Source organism: Streptomyces sp. Z423-1 (genome assembly GCF_013009255.1).
GTDB lineage: Bacteria > Actinomycetota > Actinomycetes > Streptomycetales > Streptomycetaceae > Streptomyces > Streptomyces gossypiisoli.
In genome coordinates this window covers 5,037,109-5,053,885 of the sequence record NZ_CP053109.1, presented here as the reverse complement: position 1 = coordinate 5,053,885, position 16,777 = coordinate 5,037,109, and the positions used below count along the sequence as shown (strand labels likewise).

Genomic DNA, 16,777 nt, shown 5'->3' with positions numbered 1-16,777 from the left:
GGCGGTCAGTCATGGACGACGGCCACCGTAACCCCAAAGGGAACAGCCGCCGCGAAATTGTCGATCACCTGTGACAGGCGCTACGTCAGACCAGCGCGCGTCCCAGCACCCACAGCACCGGCGCCGCCGCGCTCAACGGCAGGGCCACACCGGCCGTGAAGTGGACGAACCGGGAGGGGTAGTCGTAGCTCGCCACCCGGTGCCCGATCAGCGCACACGCCCCGGCCGCCGCGCCGAGCAGCGCACCGCCGTTCCCGATGCCGGTCATGCCGCCCACCGCGATGCCCGCCCCGGCCGCCGCGAGCAGCGCGACGACCACGGAGGCCGGCGTGGGCAGCGGCAGCGCACGGGCCAGGACCGCCACGGCCACGGCCGCGGCGCCGACGGTGACCGCGTCCGGCTCGGCGGCCAGATAGCCGGTGGCGACGATCGCCAGCGCGGCCGAGACGACCGTCGCCATCAGGCCGTACATCCGCGTGTCCGGGTCGGCGTGCGAACGCAGTTGCAGCACGAGCGTCAGCAGCACCCACACCCCGAGCGTGCCGAGGATCGCGGCGGGCGCCTGCTCGCGGCCCGCGACCAGCAGCGCCACATCGGCGGTCAGCGCGCCCGCGAACGCCAGCGCGATGCCCTGCCGGGCCGGCCACATCCCGTTCAGCCGGAACCAGCCCGCGGCCGTGACGGCCTGCAGCAGGACCAGCGGGACGAGCAGGGCGTACTCGCCGAGCGCCGCGCCACCGGCCAGCAGCAGGCCGAGCACCGCGGTGAGCGCGGCGGGCTGCAGCCCGGGCTCGATGATCGGCGACCGCCCTTCGAGCCGGGCCCGCTGAGCGGCCGTGAGCGGCGCTTCCGGGGCGGCGGGGGCGGCCGGGGCCTCGGGGGCCGGCTGGGGCCGCTCGTAGGACTGCTGCGCCCGCTGCCCGCTCTCCGGGGGCTGCTGCGGGACGTACGCCGGGGTCGGCTGGGCCTGGGTGTCCCAGGTCCGGCCCTCCCACTGCTGGGTGTACTGGGGGGCGCGGGCGCCGTGCGGCTGCTGGTACTGGGCCTGCTGGTAGTGCGGGGTCTGCTGGTACTGGGGTTGCCCCTGCTGGCTGTACGGGGATTGCGGCTGCTGGGGGTCAGGGGCTTGCCCGTGCTGCTGGGGGTACGGCGGTTGTCTCTGCTGGTACGGCGCCTGTCCCTGCTGGTACGGGGCCTGTCCCTGCTGGTACGGGGGTTGTCCCTGCTGGTACGGGTCGTACCCGCCGTCGTACATGCCCTCGTACGGCTGGTTGCTCATCGGTGTGGTCACCCTCCTGCGAACGGCGGGAGCACCTCGACCGTGCCGCCCTCGGCCAGCCGTACCGTCTCATGCCCGCGGGTGCCCACGGGGTCACCGTCGACGAGGAACGAGCATCGCTGCAGGACGCGCGCCAGTTCACCGGGGTGTCGCGCGCGCACGGCGGCGAGCGCCTCGGCGAGCGTGGCCGCGTCGAACGACTCCTCGGCGACCCCGGCCGCGGCCTTCGCGGCCGCCCAGTAGCGCACCGTGACCTTTGCCATCTCGTCCTCTAGTCCATTAGTTCATCTGGTTCATCTGGTTCATCACTCTGGTCAGTCGGCAGAACCCGGCTGTGATGAACGTCAGGCTAGCCCGCCGCACCGACAGCCCAGTCCCCGATCCGGGCCAGGAGTTCGTCGGTGGCCGCGTGTTCGGCGTGGCCCATGCCGGGCTCCAGCCAGAGTTCGCCGTGGTCACCGGCGGCCGCGGCCAGCATGTGGGGGTGATCGACCGGGAAGTAGCCGTCGCGGTCGCCGTGGACGATGAGCAGCGGCGTCGGCGCGATCCGGGGGACCGCCTCCACCGGCGAGAGCGGGACGGGGTTCCAGCCCCGGTGATGGATCCGGGTGCGCAGGCCGTAGCGGCCGAGCAGGCGGCCCTCGGGGCGGGTCACCAGCCAGTGGACGCGGCGCATGGGGGCCGTACCCCGGTAGTACCAGCGGGCCGGGGCGCTCACCGACACCACCGCCTCGGTCTGCCGGCCGTGCAGCGCCGCGTGCCGCAGCACCACCGAGCCGCCCATGGAGAAGCCGACGGTCGCCACGCGCGCGTGCCCCAGTTCCCGCGCCCACGCCACCGCCGCCGCCAGGTCGAGCACCTCACGATCACCGACGGTCGAGCGCCCGCCGGACGCCCCGTGCCCCCGGAAGGAGAACGTGACCACGGCGCCGTACCGCGCGAACGCCCCGGCGACCCGGCGCACGTGCGGCTTGTCCGCATCGCCGGTGAAACCGTGCGCCACGACGAACACCGGATGGCCGGAGGGTGGCGTCAGGGTTTCGTATACGGCCGCGCCCGGTTCGTATACGGCGTCGATCCGCACACCGTCTGCGGTGTGCAGAAACGTCCGCAATGGTGCGGGTCTGCTCGCCCCGGTCGTCTCATACTTCGGACGAACGGTGGTGGATCGTGCCACTTGGCCTGCCGGACCGTTGCTCATGTGGGCTATTCTGCTGGGCAGAGGACTCGGGCAGCGTAGCCCCCGGGTCCTTTTGTGCTTTCGGAAGCGTTGTATACGAGGCGGAGAACCGCAGGTGACCGCAGGTGTACGGGCCCCGGGATCGCAGAGCAGTGCCGCACCGCACAACGTCCTCGCAGGGACCGAGGAGGAACCAGACGTATGAGTTCTCTGCTGCTCCTGACCAACGCCCTCCAGCCGTCGACGGAGGTGCTCCCCGCCCTCGGCCTGCTGCTGCACAACGTGCGCGTGGCCCCGGCGGAGGGGCCCGCCCTCGTCGACACCCCGGGCGCCGACGTCATCCTCGTCGACGGCCGGCGCGACCTCCCCCAGGTGCGCAGCCTCTGCCAGCTGCTCCGCTCCACTGGCCCCGGCTGCCCCCTCATCCTCGTGGTGACCGAGGGCGGCCTCGCCGCCGTCACCGCCGACTGGGGCATCGACGACGTACTCCTCGACACCGCCGGACCCGCCGAGGTCGAGGCACGCCTGCGCCTCGCCATGGGCCGGCAGCAGATCGTCAACGACGACTCCCCGATGGAGATCCGCAACGGCGACCTGTCCGTGGACGAGGCGACGTACAGCGCCAAGCTCAAGGGGCGCGTCCTCGACCTCACATTCAAGGAGTTCGAGCTCCTGAAGTACCTCGCGCAGCACCCGGGCCGCGTCTTCACCCGCGCCCAGCTGCTCCAGGAGGTCTGGGGCTACGACTACTTCGGCGGCACCCGCACGGTCGACGTCCACGTACGACGGCTGCGCGCCAAGCTCGGCCCCGAGCACGAGTCGCTGATCGGGACCGTCCGGAACGTCGGTTATCGATTCGTTACGCCGGAGAAGGTGGACCGCGCCGCGGACGAGGCCAAGGCCAAGGCCGCCCGGCCAAAGCCGGAGGATGCGGACGAGAAGGCCCCGCTGGGCGCCGCCGAGGTCGCGGCCGACGCGTAACGGGCGCGCGGGCGCGCCCCCAGGGGAGCGCCCGCTTGCGCCGAGGTGCGCACAAGGCACCGTACGCCCTGCCCAGAGCGGGTCCATCCGCGTAGACTCCGCGCGTGGCCAAGGTGACTCGGGATGATGTGGCGCGGCTGGCGGGGACCTCCACCGCCGTGGTCAGCTACGTCATCAACAACGGACCCCGGCCGGTCGCCCCGGCCACGCGCGAGCGTGTCCTCGCCGCCATCAAGGAGCTGGGCTACCGGCCCGACCGGGTGGCCCAGGCGATGGCCTCCCGGCGCACCGACCTCATAGGCCTGATCGTCCCCGACGCCCGCCAGCCGTTCTTCGGCGAGATGGCGCACGCGGTGGAATGGGCCGCGTCCGAGCGCGGAAAGATGGTGCTCGTCGGCAACTCCGACTACGTCGGCGAGCGCGAGGTGCACTACCTGCGGGCGTTCCTCGGGATGCGGGTCTCCGGGCTGATCCTGGTCAGCCACGCGCTGAACGACCTGGCCGCCGCCGAGATCGAGGCCTGGGACGCCCGGGTCGTCCTGCTGCACGAGCGCCCCGAGGCCATCGACGACGTCGCCGTCGTGACGGACGACCTGGGCGGCGCTCGGCTCGCCGTACAGCATCTGCTCGAACACGGCTACGAGTACGTCGCCTGTATGGGCGGCACCGCCGAGACCCCGGCCGTCGGTGACCCGGTCTCCGACCACGTCGAGGGCTGGCGGCGCGCCATGGCCGAGGCCGGGCTGCCGACCGAGGGACGGCTCTTCGAAGCGCCGTACAACCGCTACGACGCCTACCGGGTGGCCCTGGAGATCCTCTCCGGTCCGCATCGCCCGCCCGCGATCTTCTGCTCCACCGACGACCAGGCCATCGGCCTGCTGCGCGCGGCACGCGAGCTGCGGATCGACGTGCCCGGGGAGCTGGCGGTGGCCGGCTTCGACGACATCAAGGAGGCCGCCCTGGCGGACCCGCCGCTGACCACGGTCGCGTCCGACCGGTCCGCGATGGCGCGCGCCGCGGTGGACCTCGTCCTCGACGACGGGCTGCGGGTGGCGGGGTCGCGGCGGGAGCGGCTGAAGGTGTTTCCGTCGCGGTTGGTGCCGCGGCGGTCGTGCGGGTGTGCGTGAGCAGGCCTTTGTGAAGGCTTGCTGAGAGACCTCGGCGACCTGCGAGAAGCGGCTTTATATCGGGCATACGAGGTTCTGCCGGGCTTCTCAGGCCGCCCTCAGGGAGCTCTCATGGTCGGGCGACAAGCTCATGGACATGACCGAGAGCCTCCGCCGCGACGGCGCGTACGAGAATCCCGAGAACCACCAGAGCCACCAGAGCCACCAGAACCCGTACCAGGGCGGGCAGCAGCAGCACGCCCCCTCTCCCGTGAACCCCGAGTGGCCGCCCCCGCCCCAGTACCAGCCGACGGCGCTCCTCGCGGAGCCCGTGGCCGCGCCTCCGCATGCGAAGAAGCGGCGCCGGGGACCGGTGGCGCTGCTCGCCGCCGTGGCGATCGTCGCCGCGGCCGTCGGCGGTGGCACGGCGTACGGCATCCAGGAGCTGGCCGGCACCGACACCGTGGCCTCCTCCAGCACCAGCACGAACGTCGTGCCGTCCAGCCAGAAGGGCACGGTCGCGGGAGTCGCCAAGGCGGTCAGCCCGAGCATCGTCGAGATCAACGCCACCTCGAACGCCGGTTCGTCCACCGGCTCCGGCGTGATCATCACCAGTGACGGCGAGATCGTCACCAACAACCACGTGATCTCCGGCGCCTCCCGGATCAAGGTGACGACCAGCGACGGCAAGTCCTACACCGCGCAGGTCGTCGGCACCGACAGCAACAAGGACCTCGCCCTGATCAAGCTGGAGAACGCCTCCGGCCTGAAGGCGGCCACCCTCGGCAACTCCGACGGCGTGCAGGTCGGCGACGAGGTCGTGGCGATCGGCTCGCCCGAGGGGCTGTCCGGCACGGTGACGAGCGGCATCGTCTCCGCGCTCGACCGCGACGTGACCGTCGCCACGGACGGGGGTCAGCAGCAACAGCAGCCGGGCGGCGGCTGGCCGTTCGAGTTCGGCGGCCAGCAGTTCAACGGCGACACCGGGTCGTCCACGACGACGTACAAGGCGATCCAGACCGACGCATCCCTCAACCCCGGCAACTCCGGCGGCGCGCTGATCGACATGAACGGCAACATCATCGGGATCAACTCCGCCATGTACTCGGCGGCGGGCTCGTCGTCCGACGCGGGCAGCGTGGGCCTCGGCTTCGCGATCCCGATCAACACCGTCAAGGCCGATCTGGCGAAGCTGCGGGCGGGTTCGAGCGACTAGGACTACGGGAGTACAGCGTGATGATCAAGCAGGTTTCCCACGATGTGCCCGGCGCGGCCGCGACGGATCTCGATCTGGCGCTGGAGGTGGCGTACGAACTGCACGCGCCGACGGTGGGAAGGCGGGCGCCCGAGGTCGCGACGCCCGCCGCGCGCCCGGGCACGGCCCGCCGCCGTACCGTACGGGCCGTACGGGCCTGAGCCCCGATTCTTCCGGTCTTTCTGGCACCGCCCGTAGACATGCGAGGCTGAGAGCGTCAGCCCCTGCCTCCCACCGCACCCGAGGAACCCGAGCATGAGCCCCGCCGAAGGCGACCGTGACCCCCAGCGCATCCTCATCGTCGACGACGAGCCGGCGGTGCGCGAAGCACTCCAGCGCAGCCTCGCCTTCGAGGGCTACGACACGGAGGTCGCGGTCGACGGCGCGGACGCCCTGGAGAAGGCGACCGCGTACCAGCCCGACCTGGTCGTCCTCGACATTCAGATGCCCCGCATGGACGGCCTGACCGCCGCCCGCCGCATCCGCGGGGCCGGCGACACGACGCCCATCCTGATGCTGACGGCCCGCGACACGGTCGGCGACCGGGTGACGGGACTGGATGCCGGGGCGGACGACTACCTGGTCAAGCCGTTCGAGCTGGACGAGCTGTTCGCCCGGATCCGCGCGCTGCTGCGGCGCAGCTCGTACGCGGCGGCGGTGGCGGCGGCCGAGGCGCAGGAGGACGAGGCGCTGGTCTTCGCCGACCTGCGCATGGACCTCGCGACGCGGGAGGTGACGCGGGGCGGGCGGCCGGTGGAACTGACGCGCACGGAGTTCACGCTGCTGGAGATGTTCATGGCCCACCCGCGCCAGGTGCTCACCCGGGAGCAGATCCTGAAGGCGGTGTGGGGCTTCGACTTCGAGCCGTCGTCGAACTCGCTGGACGTGTACGTGATGTACCTGCGCCGCAAGACGGAGGCGGGCGGCGAGCCTCGTCTCGTCCACACGGTGCGGGGTGTGGGGTACGTGTTGCGGCAGGGCGGCGCGGAGTGAACAGGCTTTCCCGCCGCTTCCGTGCGCTTCCCATCCGCTCCCGACTGGCGTTGCTGGTGGCGGCGGCGGTGGCGTTCGCGGTGGCCGCGGTTTCGGTGACGTGCTGGTTCATTGTGCAGGGGAAGCTGTACGGCCAGGTGGACGAGCAGCTCGACTCCGTCAGCTTCCGGCTGGGCGAAGACCAGCTCGCGGCGCTCCTGGCGACCTGCCCGCAGGACGTGACCGAGTCGCCCACCGACCTGCGGCCCAGGGACTACTACATGCAGGTCGTGAAGTCGGACGGCACCGCCTGCGTCTTCTCCAATTCCGCGGGTGTCCTGAAGGTCACCTCCCATGACAGGGACGTGGCGCAGGACCCCGACCTGAGCGACCGCGCCATCCACAACAGCACCGACACGGAAGGCAATGACGTACGGGTCCGGACCTCCCCCATCATGCTGGGCATCGGCCCTGCCGCTCAGGCCTACCCCGACGTCGCGCTGGAAGTCGGCGTACCCCTCAAGGAGACCCACAAGACCCTCAACGAGCTGGCCCTGCTCCTCCTCATCGTCTCCGGCATCGGAGTCGTGGGCGCCGGAGCCGCCGGTCTCGCAGTGGCCCGAGCCGGTCTTCGCCCCGTGGACAAACTCACCGAAGCCGTCGAGCACGTGGCCCGCACCGAGGATCTGACCATACGCATCCCGGTGGACGACGACAGCGAGGACGAGGTCGCCCGCCTCTCCCACTCCTTCAACTCGATGACATCGGCGTTGGCCAGCTCCCGCGAACTGCAACAGCAACTCATCGCGGACGCGGGTCACGAACTCCGCACGCCGCTCACCTCCTTGAGAACCAACATCGAACTCCTCACCCGCAGCGAGGAAACCGGCCGCCCCCTCCCCGAGGCCGACCGCAAGGCACTGCTCGCCTCGGTCAAGGCCCAGATGACGGAACTGGCGGCGCTGATCGGCGACTTGCAGGAGCTGTCCCGCTCGGAGGGGCAGCGGGGTGAGCGCGTCCAGGTGATCTCGCTGGAGGACACCGTGGAGACCGCCCTGCGCAGGGCCCGCCTCCGCGGTCCCGAACTGACCATCACCGCCGACCTCCAGCCCTGGTACGTCCGGGCGGAGCCGGCGGCGTTGGAGCGCGCGGTGGTCAACGTCCTGGACAACGCGGTGAAGTTCAGCCCGGAGGGCGGCACGATCGAGGTGCGGCTCGACGGCGGTGTCCTGACGGTCCGCGATCATGGCCCCGGCATTCCGGAGGACGAACTCCCGTACGTCTTCGACCGCTTCTGGCGCTCACCGAGCGCCCGCGCGCTGCCGGGCTCGGGCCTGGGCCTGTCGATCGTGGCGCGTACGGTCCAGCAGGCCGGCGGGCAGGTCACGCTGGCTCAAGCTGAGGACGGGGGCACGGTGGCGACAGTGCGGTTGCCGGGGGCGCCTACTCCTCCGCCGGAGGGTCCGTAGGAGGCGTCTGGGAGGAGGAGCTGGACAGGGACGCCGGGGAGTTGGGCCACTCTCCCTCGCCCACCGGGTGCGGATGACCGGATCGCGAACGCGTCCGGCGCTGGGCGGAGTTGCTCACGTAAGCACACCGCAGAGACATAGGTAACCAAAGAGCGGCAGACGCCCCCACCGAGCTGTCAATGTCCTGTCATCCTCACCTGATCCCGAGCCTACCCGCGAGTTCTCTGAAATCTTCCTGGCTGTCAGACAGGTGCCGACCGGACCCGTCGGCGCCTGTGCACAGCACACAGGAGTGAGCCAACCCCCATGCGACTCATTCGCAAATCGACGCTCAGGAAAAGCGCCCTGAGCATCGCCTCCGCGGCCCTCGCCATATCCGGCGTACTGGCCGGCGCCGGTTCAGCCCAGGCGGCCGGCCCCGGTGGCGCGCAGAACGTCCGGGGCGTCGACCCCGGCAACACCGACCTGATGATCGAGCGGCTCTGCAGCCAGGAGACGAGCCTGACGGGCGTGTACGGCGCCCTCAACGTCGACACCGGCGAGTTCAAGACCCGCGACGAGTATCTGCGGGACGTCTTCGGGCTGTGGAAGCCCGCCGGGCCATGGGAGCTCTTCCGCGGCTGGTGCGGGTATGCCGAGGCATCGACGTGGTCCATCAAGGGCGAGCCGGTCCGCACCTCCCGGTGGATCGGCAACCGGGGATCGGCGGACGACAAGGAGACCTTCGTCAGCAGCTACAGCACCAAGACGTTCGCCAAGAAGAGCGTCGGCGGCACCATCAGCCTCTCTCTCGCCAAGAGCATCTTCTCGGGCGGCGTGGGCGGCAGCGCCGGTTACGAATGGGGCTGGGAGAAGGAGTCCCGGTTCGAGACCCGCAGCGAGAAGACCATCCCGCCGTGCCGGCAGGTGGCCGTGACCTGGACGCCGTACCAGCGCGTGGTGCGCGTGAACCCGGTCTTCTACGTCGAGGACTACGAGTGGAACAAGGGTGACGGCGACGTCACCACGCACACCTGGCGCGGCCGGGACGCGAGCTGGAAGACGATCTACTCGTACGGCTACTACATCGACGGCGTCTCCGACAAGCTCCTGCCCAACGGCCAGCCCGACGGCCGCGAGGACAAGATCGAGGAGAAGCTCGACCCCAGCACCTGCACGAAGTAGGCCTGTAGGGTACCGCGGCTCCATGGCTCTGCGGGCGGCAACCTTTCCGCTCCGTGCGGCGACCGGTCGACAGACCATCACCCGCACGGAACGGATCGCCGCATGAGTGAGCAGCACAGCAAGGCCCGTCACCGCAGAGGCCGGAAGGCCCTGGCGGCCGGGGTCCCGCTCGCCCTGACCGCCGCCGGCACCCTCGCCTACGGCACGGACCTCGGCCTCCTCGGCTCCGGCGCCCAGCAGAAGGCGTCCGCCGCGACCGCCGCCCCCTCCTGGGCCACCGACACCGCCGACGGCTTCGCGTCCGTCAGCTCCCTCGGCCAGAACGGCACCTATGGCGGGCGCGGCGGTCAGATCGTGACCGTGAAGACGCAGGCCGACCTGGAGAAGTACGCCACGGCCGCGGAGCCGTACGTCATCGTCGTAGCCGGGACCATCACCATGAACCCGGTCGGGAAAGAGATCAAGGTCCAGTCGGACAAGACCATCGTCGGGGCAGGGACCTCCGGGCACATCGTCGGCGGCGGCTTCTTCCTCGGCCAAGGGGTCCACAACGTCGTCATCCGCAACCTGACCATCCGCGACTCGTACCAGGGCGTCTGGAACGACAAGGACCACGACTTCGACGCCATCCAGATGGACGGCGCCCACCACGTCTGGATCGATCACAACGACCTGCGGCACATGGCCGACGGGCTCATCGACGTCCGCAAGGACAGCACCAACATCACCGTCTCCTGGAACAAACTGAGCGACAACAACAAGGCCTTCGGCATCGGCTGGACCGAGAACGTCGTCACCGACATCACGATCCACCACAACTGGATCCGCGAGACCGAGCAGCGCAACCCGTCCACCGACAACGCCGCCCACGCCCACCTCTACAACAACTTCCTGGAGGACACGGCAGGCACCACCATCAGCTCCTCCTACGGCAACTACGCCCGCGGGAAGACCAGCATGGTCCTGGAGAACTCCTACTTCCAGGGCTTCAGGAACCCCGTCATCAGGGACACCACCGCCACCCTCGTCCAGCGCGGCAACGTCTTCTCCGGTACCAGCGGCCGCAACGAGAGCGGCGGCGGGAGCGGCTTCGATCCGAAGAGGTACTACGGCTACAGCCTCGACAAGGCCGCAGACGTCCCCGCGCTTCTCAGGTCCGGCGCGGGCCCTCGTACGTCCATCGGTACTCGTACGTCCATCGGTACGGCCACCAGGGCAGCTGCCGCCACCACCCTCACCGTCGCCAAGGACGGCTCCGGCCAGTACTCCACCGTCCAGGCCGCCGTCAACGCCGTCCCGGCGAACAACCCCTCGCGCGTCGTCATCGCCGTCAAGCCGGGCACGTACCGCGAGACCGTCAAGGTGCCGTCCAACAAGCCGCACGTCACCATCCAGGGCACCGGCGGCAGCCGTAAGGACACCGTCATCGTCTACAACAACGCCGCCGGGACGCCCAAGCCCGACGGTTCGGGTACGTACGGCACCAGCGGCAGCGCCACCGTCGCCGTCGAGGCCGACGACTTCCAGGCCCGCAACCTGACCATCACCAACGACTTCGACGAGAGGGCGAACCAGGGCCTCAGCGGGCATCAGGCCGTCGCGCTGCGCACCGCCGCCGACAAGGTGTTCCTGGACAGCATCATCGTCAACGGCGACCAGGACACGCTCCTGCTGGACACGGCCGCCAAGGACAGGCTCGGCCGCGTCTACATGACCAACTCCTACGTCGTCGGCAACGTCGACTTCATCTTCGGCCGGGCGACCGCCGTGATCGACCGGTCCGTCATCACCCTGAAGAAGCGGTGGGACGGGACCTCCGCCGGGTACATCACCGCGCCGAGCACCACGGCCGACCGCAAGGGCTTCCTCATCAACCGTTCGACCGTGAACGGCGACGTCTCCGCCGCGAGCTTCTTCCTCGGCCGCAACTGGCACGCCGGCGGCGACGCGTCGCTGCGCCCGCAGGCCACGGTCCGCAACAGCACCCTGAGCGCCGCCATCAAGTCCACCCCGTGGTCCGACATGGGCGGCTTCTCCTGGAAGAACGACCGGTTCGCCGAGTACCGCAACACCGGCCCCGGCGCCGGATCCGCGAGCCCCGACCGCCCGCAGCTGACCGACGCCCAGGCGGCACAGCAGGAGGTCGCGGACTGGCTGGGCGACTGGACCCCTACGGCGTCCTGACGGACCCGTCCGCCGGGCGCAGATGATCGACGAGTGCCCGGAACCGGCCCCACGCCTGCGGGAGCGTCCCGTCGCCCAACCGGTAGTGCAGGGCGGGTTCGGCGGCGTGACCGAGCGGCATGGGCGTGGGGCCGTGGGGCGGACTCTCGGCATACGACCGGCCGACGCGCCGGGCCTCGTCACGGCCGAGCGTGAAGGTGACGGGCACCGGCGGCGCCTCGGCGTGCGCGGGGACGGTGAGGTCGCGGCGGCCGGCGCGCAGGGCGGTGAGCAGGGTGACGAGACCGTGGTCTGCGTCGAGTTCGGCGGCGAGCCCGTCCAGGGCGTGCAGGGGCGGCGGCTCGTCCTCGCCGTAGCCGAGCGCGACGGCGATGTCCTCCTCGACGCCCGCCGGTGTGCGCCGCACCCGAACCGTGGCCAGGGCCGGGCGGTCGGGGTGCCCGACGGCGATCAGCCAGGTGGGCCGGGGTGCCCGGGACCGGGCCAGGTCCGCCAACCCCCTTGTCGACCACGGCACGTTGACCGGCTCGGCGGTGCTCCACCCGGCGGGCGCGGTGCCCGTCAGATGCCGGAAACAGGTCTCCAGCGCGCGGCCGAGGACGAGATCCGGGTCGGCGGGGTGACGGGTGCGAAGGGTCAGCAGCAGCTGGCGCTCACCCGTGCCGGCACCGGCCGAGAAGGCCCCGGCGACCGGCGTGGTGCCCTGCTCGTCGCGTACGGGGGTGAAGGTGCCGCCCTTCCAGTGCAGCACTGCACCGGACAACCCGTCGTAGTAGCCGTGGTCGGGGTCCTGGACGACCCAGCGGTTGGGCAGGCCGCGCAGCGCGGTGCGGGTGGGCATCGTGAGACGTGCGGTGGGCGGGGTGACGATCTGCAGGGCGCGGTCGCCCTCGGTCGCCGTGCGCAGGGCGTCGGAGAGCCAGCTGGTCAGGGGGGCCAGGGGACGGTCCTGGATGACCACGGCGGTGCTCGGGGTGAGGACGTCGATGGCGGGGCCGCCGGTGGCGGGCGCCGCGACGGCGGAGACGTCCGTGGTCAGGGAAACGACCTCGGTGGTCGCGGCCTCGGCCGGCCACACCGCGCCGCCCAGGACGGTGACCAGGCGCCCGGCGAAGGAGCCCGCGAGGCGTCCGGCCTCCGCGACGGCCGTGGAGGCACGAGCCTCGGTCCACCACACCGGCCCGGCCTGCCCGGCACCGTCCACACCGTCCAGCAGGCGGGACGTCTCGCCCGGAACCTGGACCAGGATGGGGGCCTCCACGGAGACGAGGGGACGGCCGTCGGGGCCGCATAGCTGGACGACGGCGCCGTCGGCGAGGCTGTGCACGCCGAGGTCGGGGCCGCCGGCGTACAGGCCCGCCAGCAGCGTACGCAGGTCCGGCATCTTGGGGGTGAGGGCGATGACGTCCTTGGTCACTGGGCCTCTTCGGCGGTTTCGGTCCTCATGTCGGGAATTCGCCCAACCAGCTCCGCTTCAGCAAGTGCTCGGGCAGATACTCCGAATCGACCTCGATGGGACGACCGGCGTCGTAGGCGAGGCAGGCGAGGGCGAGAGGGGCGAGGGCGACATCGCCGTCACTCGTCTCCTGGCGCTCCTCGACATCCGCCGTCCAGTACTCCTTGTGCAGTTGTACGGCCTGCACGAGGGCCTCGTTGAATTTCTCCGGATCCCGGCTGATGAAGCGGTAGAACATGTTGATCGGCGGATAAAGGATTTTGAGCATCAGCTCCCGGTCGACGAAGCGAAGCCGGTCGGGATCCGTCTTGTCGAAAGTGGCGACCAGCTTCTCGCCCAGCCCGGGACGCTCCAGCCAGTACGTCTGGAGGGCATCGACCCAGTCGTAGATGTACTCCTCGAACACCGCACCCGAGGCACGCAGCGTCTCGATGGGCACCTGGCACAGCTGGGTCAGCCGAGCCTGATCACGACAGATCACCGCAAGCCAGAAGGCGTCCAGCCAGGTCCCCGCGTCCACGAAGTGCCGGATCCCCACGGCCGGGATGGCGCGCACCTTGTGAGCGATCATGCACTCTACGGTCGCCCCTTCGGGAGCGGTCGCCGAGGCGAAGAGGGCGGAGCCGACCTGCATGGCGGTGGTCCAGGCTTCCCAGGTCTCCAGCAACTCGGCGGTGGGGTCGAGGGAGCACTGGAGTTTGGCGGTGTGCAGAGCACCGCTGAAGGTCATGCCGAAGCTGTCGGGCCACTCCTCGAGCTCATCGATGTCCTTGACGACTCTGTCGTTGAACTCTTGCCGAAGCCGGTCTGGATCCGGGTGGCCAACCGCTTCGGTGGGCCGGGGAATCCTCGTCGCCATGAACCGTTTCCTCATTTTGTGATGTCGAAGTGCTTCATCTGGTAGCCAGCGTACTGAGCGCCGTCAGCATTGGCCTTGACGAGGACATAGTCGACTCTGCCCTCCTTGAGTGCGGTCCTGAGTTCGTTTGCCAGGGCCAGCTCCGCGTCTGCCTGTTTGGTCAGGCCGTTCTTCTGGTACCTCCCGGCCCTGTGTCGCATCTCTTGCAGAATGGTCTGGAAGTACTCCCGCGTGCCCTGAGTGACCAACCGCCCGCTGATCCCTTTGCGTACCCCCAGCTGAGCCCTGAGGGACCCCTTCGCCTCCACGACCACATACCGACCGTCCGGCGTCCGGTACACCTGATCAAACCGGTTGTTTCCGAACGCCCCGTCGTCCACGCGTACCGCGCCGGGGTAATGCTCCGGTACCGCATGCTTCTCGGCGACCTCCTCGCCGAACAGCTCGCTCTGCCGGTTCGCGTCGCCGTGCAGCGGGGAGTGCTCCGCGTCGGCCTGGTGCATGGCGTCGGCCAGCTCCTGGGTGCGGTGTTCCGCGTAGGCCTTCTCGGCCGCGCTGAGCCTGCGCTCCGCAGCCTTGTCGAGCGCGATGGCCTCGTCCCGCTTGGCCGCCTGCTCGTCCAGGTGGCGCAGATTCTCGGCGTCGACCGCCGAACGCGTCCCGTGAATCGGGTCCTTGTAGACGTAGCGCTCCCTGAGCGCCGGCGGCATGTCGCTCTTCGCGATCCAGTTCCCTGGGTGATACGGGTCGGGCACGATCTGCGGAACAGGTCGGCCATAGTCGCTGTAGGCCGATGCGGAGCGCCGGTAGCCGTTGGATCTGTAGTGGTCCTTGAACCACTGCGGGTCGCTGTTGGCCCGCTCAACCTGCTTCCGCATGATCTCGCGCTCGACATCGAGCGGGTTCCGACCGCCGGGGGCCTGGCCGTCGTGACCACCGCTGCCGCCGATTCCTCCGCTGCTGGGTGGTGGCGCTTGGCCTGTGCCGGTACCGGACACTTCGGCGCCCCCCGACCCGGCGCCGGGGGAATCGGCGTGATGTGAGGCGCCTGCATGAGCAGCCATATCCGGCGTCCGTGACCCCGCACCGACTGCCGCCAGCTCCCTCTCCCGCCCCGCGGTGGCCTCTGCCGTGACGGATCGTTCCTGCATCGGAGCGTCAGTGACGGCCTTGCCGTCCTTGAGGACGATGAACCTGCCGTCCTCGACGACAAGCACGGTACGCCCGGCGTCGTCGGAGAATTCGAGGACACTGTGCGGAGCACGCGCGTCGGCGATGCGGTCCATGCCGCGCAGGTTCGCCGTCACTTCGGCGATCTTCGGCATGGCATGCCCCGTCACCTTGGCCGCCGCGCTGAACGGGTCGATGGCGTCGCCGACCTTCGCGACCGTTGCCGCGGCCTTGGCCGCGCTCCCCGCCCGCCCCGCCGACGCCGCCTTCAGCGGGCCCGCGCCCAGCGTGAGGCCGTTGAAGACGACCGTCGCCGCGGCGCGGGCCGGGTTCTCGCCCCACTGGTCCCAGGCGACGAAGCCCTTGGCGAACTCCTTCGCGTACTCCTTGCTGCCCTGAGCGAAGTCCGTCGCGAAGACACCCGTGGGCTCCTTGCCGCCGGACTCCATCAGGTAGGTCTCCGCGCCCACCACCACCCGGGCCAGGCCCGACCAGGAGTCCTTGAACTCCTGCGACCCGTTGATCCCGGCCAGGGAGAACATCCCGTCGACGGTGCCCCAGACGTTGTCGACGATCAGCCCGTCCCAGACGAAGCTTTTGAAGTAGTAGTCGAAGTCCTCCGGGTCCCACCAGTCATGGGACTGGGTCACCGGCGTGCCCCAGGGCAGCTCCTCGGCCTGGTCGAGCACCTCGGCGCTGTAGCCGTACAGCTCCGCGCCGAGCGGCTTGAACTGCTTGGCCCCGGTGTTCATCACGTACTGGGTGCCGCCGACCAGGGCGGTGATCCTGTTGTGGCAGGCGATCTCGGCCGCCGTGAACGCCTCCTGCGCCACCGCGACCTCGTGCATCAGCGCCTGATGCTCCTGGACCTTGTCCGCGTCATCGGTCCAGTTCTCGTCAAACTCCCCGCTGCTGGTCCTCAGCCCCGCCACGAACGCCGTGGCCTCGCTCTGCAGCTGCTCCAACCGCTTGGCGATCGGCGCGACTTCAGCCGCGTACGTCCGCAGGGCGTCGGCAACCGTGGCGACCTTGTCCGCGAAGCTGTCGGCGGCGGCGCGTGCCGGTGCGGTGGTGGAGAACAGTTGTTCCGCTTCCGGGGCCTGATAGAAGGCCGACAGCCCCTGGAACTGCCGATGCGCCTCCCCGCCGGCCTGGCGGATTCCGTCCGCGTCGACCCGCAGGGCATCGATGTGCTGCTCCAACTGACCCAGATCGCCGGTGAAAAGTGGAATCGACTCCGGCTTGATCACAGGCGGCCGGCCTTCCACCCGTCCGGCATGTCGGGTACGACCAGCCCGGCCGCCCTCTGCTGGGCCTCAGCCGCCATCTCCAGGTCGCCGTCCCGGTAGGCAACGGTGGCCTCGACCGCACCGTTGACCGACCGGCCGACGCGCACACCGACGAACTGCAACTCGTCAGCCGTGCCCGCCATGAACTCCGCGAGCGCGGCCGCCACCAGCCCGCCCTGACTCCCGTACTCACCGCTCGCCCCACCCGGAGCAAGCGTCCCGGCCGACGTGGCCGCACCTTCCATGTCGTCCGCGTACGCCTGGGCGATCTCCTCCAGGACCGTCATGACGTCCCCCACATGGGAGACCACGCTCGCGACGCCGGACGGACTGACGTCCCAACCGGTCAATGCAACCCCCCGTGCATCATCAACCCCCGAAATCTCGAACATACTGTCGTACAAGGGGTTGCA

The 16,777-nt window shown here is 70.2% G+C and carries 15 protein-coding genes; 8 read left to right on the top strand and 7 right to left on the bottom strand.

The features are described 5' to 3' along the window. Positions 1-85: 85 nt before the first annotated feature. The 3 genes from HJD23_RS22585 to HJD23_RS22575 form a co-directional block, all read right to left on the bottom strand. Positions 86-1,279, bottom strand: coding sequence for a hypothetical protein (locus tag HJD23_RS22585; RefSeq protein ID WP_171110522.1), 1,194 nt, complete (start codon positions 1,277-1,279; stop codon positions 86-88). A gap of 8 nt (positions 1,280-1,287) precedes the next feature. Then, positions 1,288-1,542 carry a MoaD/ThiS family protein gene (locus HJD23_RS22580; protein ID WP_171110521.1) on the bottom strand — a complete coding sequence of 85 codons (255 nt, stop codon included), beginning with the start codon at positions 1,540-1,542 and terminating at the stop codon, positions 1,288-1,290. 86 nt (positions 1,543-1,628) lie between these two features. Then, a complete protein-coding gene (locus HJD23_RS22575; protein WP_171110520.1) occupies positions 1,629-2,480 on the bottom strand; it encodes an alpha/beta fold hydrolase in 852 nt (283 codons plus the stop codon). 180 nt (positions 2,481-2,660) lie between these two features. On the opposite strand from HJD23_RS22575, the gene HJD23_RS22570 reads away from it, so the two are divergent. The 8 genes from HJD23_RS22570 to HJD23_RS22535 all read left to right on the top strand — a co-directional run bounded on the left by HJD23_RS22570 (position 2,661) and on the right by HJD23_RS22535 (position 11,590). Continuing rightward, positions 2,661-3,440 (top strand): response regulator transcription factor, encoded by a 780-nt coding sequence (locus HJD23_RS22570; RefSeq protein ID WP_141313909.1) that lies wholly within the window; start codon positions 2,661-2,663, stop codon positions 3,438-3,440. Between the two features lie 104 nt (positions 3,441-3,544). Further along, positions 3,545-4,567: a LacI family DNA-binding transcriptional regulator gene (locus HJD23_RS22565; RefSeq protein WP_171110519.1), complete on the top strand. Its 1,023-nt coding sequence runs from the start codon at positions 3,545-3,547 to the stop codon at positions 4,565-4,567. A gap of 136 nt (positions 4,568-4,703) precedes the next feature. Then, positions 4,704-5,762 (top strand): trypsin-like peptidase domain-containing protein, encoded by a 1,059-nt coding sequence (locus HJD23_RS22560; RefSeq protein WP_171110518.1) that lies wholly within the window; start codon positions 4,704-4,706, stop codon positions 5,760-5,762. 20 nt (positions 5,763-5,782) lie between these two features. Further along, positions 5,783-5,962 carry a hypothetical protein gene (locus HJD23_RS22555; RefSeq protein ID WP_171110517.1) on the top strand — a complete coding sequence of 60 codons (180 nt, stop codon included), beginning with the start codon at positions 5,783-5,785 and terminating at the stop codon, positions 5,960-5,962. A 94-nt stretch (positions 5,963-6,056) separates the two neighbouring features. Next, positions 6,057-6,794 carry a response regulator transcription factor gene (locus tag HJD23_RS22550; RefSeq protein ID WP_141313912.1) on the top strand — a complete coding sequence of 246 codons (738 nt, stop codon included), beginning with the start codon at positions 6,057-6,059 and terminating at the stop codon, positions 6,792-6,794. Then, positions 6,791-8,242, top strand: coding sequence for a HAMP domain-containing sensor histidine kinase (locus tag HJD23_RS22545; RefSeq protein WP_171110516.1), 1,452 nt, complete (start codon positions 6,791-6,793; stop codon positions 8,240-8,242). Before HJD23_RS22550 ends, HJD23_RS22545 begins: the two co-directional genes overlap by 4 nt. A 306-nt stretch (positions 8,243-8,548) precedes the next feature. Beyond that, positions 8,549-9,406: a hypothetical protein gene (locus tag HJD23_RS22540; RefSeq protein ID WP_171110515.1), complete on the top strand. Its 858-nt coding sequence runs from the start codon at positions 8,549-8,551 to the stop codon at positions 9,404-9,406. 102 nt (positions 9,407-9,508) lie between these two features. Continuing rightward, positions 9,509-11,590, top strand: a complete 2,082-nt coding sequence (locus tag HJD23_RS22535) for a pectinesterase family protein (protein ID WP_171110514.1) — start codon at positions 9,509-9,511, stop codon at positions 11,588-11,590. On the opposite strand, the gene HJD23_RS22530 is transcribed toward HJD23_RS22535, so the two are convergent. From HJD23_RS22530 to HJD23_RS22515, 4 genes are read right to left on the bottom strand one after another with little or no spacing between them, the layout of a single operon-like run. Then, positions 11,577-13,007: a DUF6177 family protein gene (locus HJD23_RS22530; protein WP_171110513.1), complete on the bottom strand. Its 1,431-nt coding sequence runs from the start codon at positions 13,005-13,007 to the stop codon at positions 11,577-11,579. The genes HJD23_RS22535 and HJD23_RS22530 overlap by 14 nt on opposite strands. Positions 13,008-13,032: 25 nt before the next feature. After that, positions 13,033-13,905 (bottom strand): immunity 49 family protein, encoded by an 873-nt coding sequence (locus tag HJD23_RS22525; RefSeq protein WP_171110512.1) that lies wholly within the window; start codon positions 13,903-13,905, stop codon positions 13,033-13,035. Between the two features lie 11 nt (positions 13,906-13,916). Beyond that, positions 13,917-16,325, bottom strand: coding sequence for a hypothetical protein (locus tag HJD23_RS22520; RefSeq protein WP_171110511.1), 2,409 nt, complete (start codon positions 16,323-16,325; stop codon positions 13,917-13,919). Further along, complete coding sequence (locus HJD23_RS22515) at positions 16,322-16,714, bottom strand: DUF6507 family protein (RefSeq protein ID WP_232107943.1); 393 nt, start codon at positions 16,712-16,714, stop codon at positions 16,322-16,324. The genes HJD23_RS22520 and HJD23_RS22515 overlap by 4 nt, the downstream gene beginning before the upstream one ends. Positions 16,715-16,777: the final 63 nt, after the last annotated feature.

What these genes read in the sequence shown, in the direction of transcription:
- HJD23_RS22585 (WP_171110522.1), bottom strand. Translation starts at nt 1,279, where the DNA reads ATGAGCAACCAGCCGTACGAGGGCATGTACGACGGCGGGTACGACCCG.
- HJD23_RS22580 (WP_171110521.1), bottom strand. Translation starts at nt 1,542, where the DNA reads ATGGCAAAGGTCACGGTGCGCTACTGGGCGGCCGCGAAGGCCGCGGCC.
- HJD23_RS22575 (WP_171110520.1), bottom strand. Translation starts at nt 2,480, where the DNA reads ATGAGCAACGGTCCGGCAGGCCAAGTGGCACGATCCACCACCGTTCGT.
- HJD23_RS22570 (WP_141313909.1), top strand. Translation starts at nt 2,661, where the DNA reads ATGAGTTCTCTGCTGCTCCTGACCAACGCCCTCCAGCCGTCGACGGAG.
- HJD23_RS22560 (WP_171110518.1), top strand. Translation starts at nt 4,704, where the DNA reads ATGACCGAGAGCCTCCGCCGCGACGGCGCGTACGAGAATCCCGAGAAC.
- HJD23_RS22555 (WP_171110517.1), top strand. Translation starts at nt 5,783, where the DNA reads ATGATCAAGCAGGTTTCCCACGATGTGCCCGGCGCGGCCGCGACGGAT.
- HJD23_RS22550 (WP_141313912.1), top strand. Translation starts at nt 6,057, where the DNA reads ATGAGCCCCGCCGAAGGCGACCGTGACCCCCAGCGCATCCTCATCGTC.
- HJD23_RS22540 (WP_171110515.1), top strand. Translation starts at nt 8,549, where the DNA reads ATGCGACTCATTCGCAAATCGACGCTCAGGAAAAGCGCCCTGAGCATC.
- HJD23_RS22535 (WP_171110514.1), top strand. Translation starts at nt 9,509, where the DNA reads ATGAGTGAGCAGCACAGCAAGGCCCGTCACCGCAGAGGCCGGAAGGCC.
- HJD23_RS22525 (WP_171110512.1), bottom strand. Translation starts at nt 13,905, where the DNA reads ATGGCGACGAGGATTCCCCGGCCCACCGAAGCGGTTGGCCACCCGGAT.